The organism is Streptomyces sp. NPDC058221 (assembly GCF_042882365.1).
Lineage (GTDB): Bacteria > Actinomycetota > Actinomycetes > Streptomycetales > Streptomycetaceae > Streptomyces.
On the sequence record NZ_JBHVWF010000258.1, the window covers coordinates 1 to 5,944 of the forward strand.

The window sequence follows — 5,944 nt, forward strand, 5'->3', positions numbered from 1 at the left end:
CAACGCGTCCCGGTCGGCCGCATCGCACGCCAGCACCTCCGCGGACGCGCCTGCTTCGGCCAGTTCGCGCTGCAGCTCGGCCATGCCGTCGGCGGCGGGCCCGCGTCGGCTGAGCAGCACCAGTTCCCGCACCCCGTGCGCCGACACCAGGTGCCGGGCGACGACACCGCCCAGCGCACCGGACGCCCCGGTGACCAGCACCGGACCGTTCCCGAACGCCGGGGCGGCGTCGGCGGAGACCTGCGACCGGACCAGCCGCGGGATGCGAACCGAACCGTCGCGGACGGCCCATTGCGGCTCGCCGGTGGCCAGCCCGGCGGTCAGCTGCTCCGCGCCCGCACTCATCGGAAGGTCCGCCAGCACGAACCGCCCCGGATGCTCCGACTGGGCCGTACGCACCAGACCCCACACCGGCGCGACCCGCACGTCCACGGTCTCACCGGCGGACACACCCACCGCGCCCCGCGTCACCACGATCAGCCGCGACGAGGCCAGCCGCTCATCGGTAACCCATCGCTGCACCAGAGTGAGTACGTCGGTCAGCAACGCCCGTACGCGGTCCGGCACCGAACTGCCCTCGACGGGAGCGCACTCCAGCACCACCGTGCCGGGAACAGCGGACCCGGAAGCCAGCAGCGCCTCCACATCCGTGAATGCGACACCTCCGTCGGCGAGAAGGCCACCGTCCCGGCCCAGCACCGCCCATGATCCGGCCCCAGCCGGGACGCCGTCGGCCGAAGCCACCCACTCCATCTCGAACAACGAGTCGGCGCCGGTCGCCGCAGCAGCCGCGCCCATCGCCGCGGCCACCTGCTCGTGCGACATCTCGCGCACCGTCAGCGACTCGACGGCGGCCACCGGCGCGCCCATCGGGTCGGCCGCGGTCACGGAGAAGCTGTCGGGGCCGGCCGGGGCTATCCGCACCCGCAGTGCCGTGGCACCGACCGAGTACAGGGAGACACCCGACCAGGCGAACGGCAGCCGGGTGGCGCCGTCGGCGGCGAGGGACGTCAGGCCGATCGGGTGGAGGGCGGCGTCGAGGAGGGCCGGATGCAGGCCGAACCCGTCGACGCCGGACGTCTGCTGTTCGGGCAGGGCGACCTCGGCGAACAGTTCCTCTCCGCGTCGCCAGGCGCGCAGCAGGCCCTGGAATGCGGGGCCGTAGTCGTAACCGCGGTCCGCGAGGCCCTCGTAGAAGCCCTCCACGTCCACTGGTTCGGCGTCATGTGGCGGCCAGACGGTGAAGCCGTCCGACGGGGCCGGGGCAGGTGCGCCCGGGTTGAGGAGGCCAGTGGCATGGCGGGTCCAGCCGGTGTCGGCGCTCTGGACGTCCTGCGGGTCGGGCTGCGGCCGGGAGTACACATGGACGGGCCGTGCCCCGCGTTCGACGGGCGCACCGACGGTGACCTGGACCTGTACTGCGCCCTCGGGCGGCAGGACCAGCGGCGTTTCGAGGATGAGGTCGTCGACGCGACCGCAGCGGGCCTCGTCACCGGCACGAAGCGCCAGCTCCACCAGGGCGGTGCCCGGCACGAGCGTCACCCCGCCCACGGCATGGTCGGCCAGCCAGGGCTGGGCAGCCGGGGACAGCCGGCCGGTGAGCAGAACGCCGTCGCCCTCCGCGAGGGCGACCGACGCCCCGAGCAGCGGATGGTGGGCTGCGCCGAGCCCGGCCGCGTTCATGTCACCGGTGCCGGCCGGGGCGTCGAGCCAGTACCGCTGCCGCTGGAAGGCGTAGGTGGGCAGGTCCACCCGCTTCTTCTCGACTCCTTCGAGGACGGTCGCCCAGTCGACGGATGTACCGGCCGCGTGCAGTCGGGACACTGCCGTGAGCAGGGTCTTCTCCTCCGGTTGGGCGCGGCGGAGTACGGAGACGACGACGGCTGTACCGCCCGGAGCGGCCACGTCGGCTTTACCGTCGGCCTCCGGGCCCGCCGGACGGTCCATCCGGTCCAGGGTCTGCTGGACCATCGGCAGCAGCGCCGCCGACGGGCCGATCTCGACCCACCGGCCGACGCCCTGCGCGTGGAGGGCGGTGACGGCGTCGGCGAAACGGACGGTGGCGCGGACGTGGGTGACCCAGTAGTCGGCCGTCCGCATCTCATCCGGGTCCGTGGCGCCGGTGACGGTCGACACGATCGGGATGTCCGGCTCGTGGAAGGTAAGCCCTTGGACGGTGCGCCGGAACTCGTCGAGCATCGGTTCCATCAGAGGGGAGTGGAAGGCGTGGCTGACCCGGAGCCGCTTGGTGCGGCGGCCGCGTTCACTGAGCAGGGCGACGATGTCCTGTACGGCCTGGTCCGCGCCGGAGAGGACGACCGCTCCGGGCGCGTTGACGGCGGCCAGCCCCACCTCGTGCTCGTGTCCGGTGAACAGCGGCAGGACCTCGTCGGCGCCGGCCTCGACGGCGACCATGGTCCCGCCGGTGGGGAGTTGTTGCATGAGCCGGCCGCGCGCGGCGACCAGTGTGCAGGCGTCCTCCAGGGAGAGGATCCCCGAGACATGGGCGGCGGCGATCTCACCGATGGAGTGTCCGGTGAGTACGTCGGGCCGGATGCCCCACGACTCCAGGAGCCGGAAGAGGGCGACCTCCAGGGCGAAGACGGCGGGCTGGGTGCAGCCGGTGGTGTCGAGTGCCGTTTCCTCCGTGGTGCCAGGTGCAGCGAACATCACCTCGCGCAGGGGTCGTTCGAGCAGGGGGTCGAGTACGGCGCACACCGCGTCGAGGGCCTCCCGGAACCGCGGGAATCGGTCGTGGAGCTCACGTCCCATGCCGGCCCACTGCGAACCCTGCCCGGAGAAAAGGAACGCTGTCGCACGCGGTGTCGCCCTGCCCGTCACGCCATCGGCCGCACCTTCGGCGAACCGTGCTACGGAGTCGAGGAGTTCGGCGCGATCGGTGCCGAGTGCGACGAATCGGTGGGAGAGCGCGGAACGCGTGGCACCGAGCGAGTACGCGACGTCTGCGGCGCTGAGTTCGGGGCGGGCGAGCAGGTGCGCGTGCAGCCGGGCCGCCTGAGCGCGCACCGCGTCGGCGCTGCGCGCCGAGACCGGCCAGGGAAGGAGGGCGGGGGTGACGACGGGCTTCCCGTCACTGTCTGCCTCGGCCGCCGACTCCGGCGCCTGCTCGATGATCACATGCGCGTTGGTGCCGCTGACTCCGAACGACGACACCGCCGCCCGGCGCGGCGCCGTGGTCTCGGGCCAGGGCGTCGCCTCGGTGAGAAGCCGTATCGCACCGGCCGTCCAGTCGACCTGCTGCGACGGTTCCTCTGCGTGCAGGGTGCGGGGGAGGATGCCTTCGCGGAGTGCCATGACCATTTTGATGATGCCGCCGACGCCGGCGGCGGCCTGGGTGTGTCCGATGTTGGACTTCAACGACCCCAGCCACAAGGGACGTTCCTCGGACCTTCCCTGCCCGTAGGTCGCCTGGAGCGCCTGAGCCTCGATGGGGTCACCCAGTGATGTGCCTGTGCCGTGTCCCTCGACCGCGTCGACCTGTGTGGTCGTGAGGTTCGCGGTGGTGAGTGCTTGGCGGATGACGCGTTGTTGGGAGGGGCCGTTGGGTGCGGTGAGGCCGTTGGATGCGCCGTCCTGGTTGACGGCGCTGCCCCGGACGACGGCGAGGATGGGGTGGCCCAGGCGTTCGGCGTCGGAGAGGCGTTCCACGAGGAGCATGCCGGCGCCCTCGGCCCAGCCGGTGCCGTCGGCACCCGCACCGAACGCCTTGCACCTGCCGTCGGGAGCGAGCCCCCGCTGCCGACTGAACTCCACGAACGTGTCCGGAGTCGCCATCACGGTCACCCCGCCCGCCAGGGCAAGGCTGCACTCCTCCTGCCGCAGTGCCTGGATGGCGAGGTGCAGCGCGACCAGCGACGACGAGCAGGCCGTGTCGACGGTGACTGCCGGGCCCTCCAGGCCGAAGGTGTAGGCGACACGGCCGGTCGCGATGCTGCCGGCGCTGCCGTTCCCGACGTACCCCTCGACACCCTCCGGCAGCGCGGCGGCGCCCGCGCCGGTGCCGAAGCGCGCGCCGTAGTCGTGGTACATGATGCCGGCGAAGACGCCGGTGCGGCTGCCGCGCAGGGTGGCGGGGTCGATGCCGGCCCGTTCGAACGCTTCCCACGACGTCTCCAGCAGCAGTCTCTGCTGGGGGTCCATGGCCAGTGCCTCGCGCGGTGAGATCCCGAAGAACGCCGGGTCGAACTCGGCGGCGCGGTGCAGGAACCCGCCCTCACGGGAATACGTCTTGCCGGTGCTCGACGGGTCCGGGTCGTAGAGGGCGTCCATGTCCCAGCCGCGGTCCTCGGGCATGACGTCGATCGCGTCCCTGCCCTCGGCGACCAGCTTCCACAGAGCCTCCGGAGACTCGACACCACCCGGGTACCGGCACGCCATCCCGACGATCGCGATGGGCTCGTGCCGAGCCGCCTCGGCCTGTCCGAGACGGTGCCGAGCCTCCGCCAGATCGGTCGTCACCCGCTTGAGGTAGTCACGCAGCTTCTGCTCGTTGGACATCAGTCAGTCACCATTCGAGTCGTCGTCGGAGACGATCGGAGTCCGGCATCGGGGGATGGGCATCGAGGGCGGCCGCCCCACGGAAGGGGCGGCGGCTTGGGGGCAGCAGGTCGGAGGGGAATGGCGCTCAACCGAGTTCGTTGTCGATGAAGGAGAAGATCTCGTCGTCCGTCGCCGCGTCCATCTTGTCGGCGACCCGTTCGGCCTCCGCCGGCCGCGCCGCCCCGTCGAAGCGGGCGAGCAGGGCGGTGAGGCGCCGCTGGATGTCGGTGCTCTCCTCGTCGGTCGGATCGACGTCAGTCAGCATCTGCTCGATCCGGTCGAGTTCGCCGAGCAGTCCCTTCGGACCCGACGCGGGCAGGTCCGGCATCTGTGTGCGCAGATGGCGGGCCAGGTCGGCGGAGGTCGGGTAGTCGAAGACAACCGTGGCGGCCAGCTTCAGACCGGTGGCCGTGTGGAGCCTGTTGCGCAGCTCCACCCCCGTGAGCGAGTCGAACCCGAGATCCTTGAAGGCGCGCTCGGGCTCGACCGTCGCGACGGAAACGTGTCCCAGGACCCCGGCGACCTCCGTGCGGACCAGGTCCAGCAGATGCGCCGTCCGCCGGGTCTCGCTCATCGCCGTCAGCCGCTCGACAAGGTCCCCGCCGGAGCCCGTCGCCGCTCGGACCGCTGCCTGCCGCCGCGCCCTGGCAGGCACCAGTGCCCGCAGCACGGCGGGCACACCTTCGGAACGAGCCCGCAGGGCACGGAGGTTGAGCCGCGCTGGTACGAGGAGGCCCGAGGCGTCGTCCCCGACTGCTTTGTCGAGCAGTGCGAGGCCTTCGGTCTGGGTGAGTGATTCGACGCCGAGGCGTGCGATTCGTCGTGCGTCTGTTTCGGTGAGTTCGGCGGTCATGGTGCTGTTGGTGGCCCAGAGGCCCCAGGCGAGGGAGAGGCCGGGGAGTCCTTGGGCGTGTCTTGTCTGGGCGAGGGTGTCGAGGAAGGTGTTGGCGGCGGCGTAGTTGGCTTGGCCTGCGTTGCCGAGGATTCCGGCGGCGGAGGAGAACAGGACGAAGGCGGTCAGGTCGTGGTTTCGGGTGAGTTCGTGCAGGTTCCAGGCGGCGTCGACCTTCGGCCGCAGCACCGTGTCGAAGCGGGATGCGCTCAAGGCCTCCAGCACACCGTCGTCCAGAACACCCGCCGCGTGGATCACGGCGGTCAGTCCGCGTCCGTCCAGAACCTGTGCCAACGCGTCCCGGTCGGCCGCATCGCACGCCAGCACCTCCGCGGACGCGCCTGCTTCGGCCAGTTCGCGCTGCAGCTCGGGGATGCCGTCGGCGGTGGGTCCGCGGCGGCTGAGGAGCAGGAGTTTCTTCACGCCGTGTGCTGATACCAGGTGTCGGGCGACGAGTCCGCCCAGTGCGCCGGTGGCTCCGGTGATGAGTAC

The 5,944-nt window shown here is 71.6% G+C and carries 1 protein-coding gene and 1 pseudogene; both read right to left on the bottom strand.

Features of this window, described 5'->3' with window-relative positions:
* A pseudogene (locus ACFVW8_RS38050) lies at positions 1-4,518 on the bottom strand (beta-ketoacyl synthase N-terminal-like domain-containing protein); the annotation flags it as partial.
* A gap of 127 nt (positions 4,519-4,645) precedes the next feature.
* Positions 4,646-5,944, bottom strand: a 1,299-nt coding sequence (locus ACFVW8_RS38055; RefSeq protein WP_389698443.1) for an SDR family NAD(P)-dependent oxidoreductase, incomplete at its 5' end; no start/stop codon positions are given.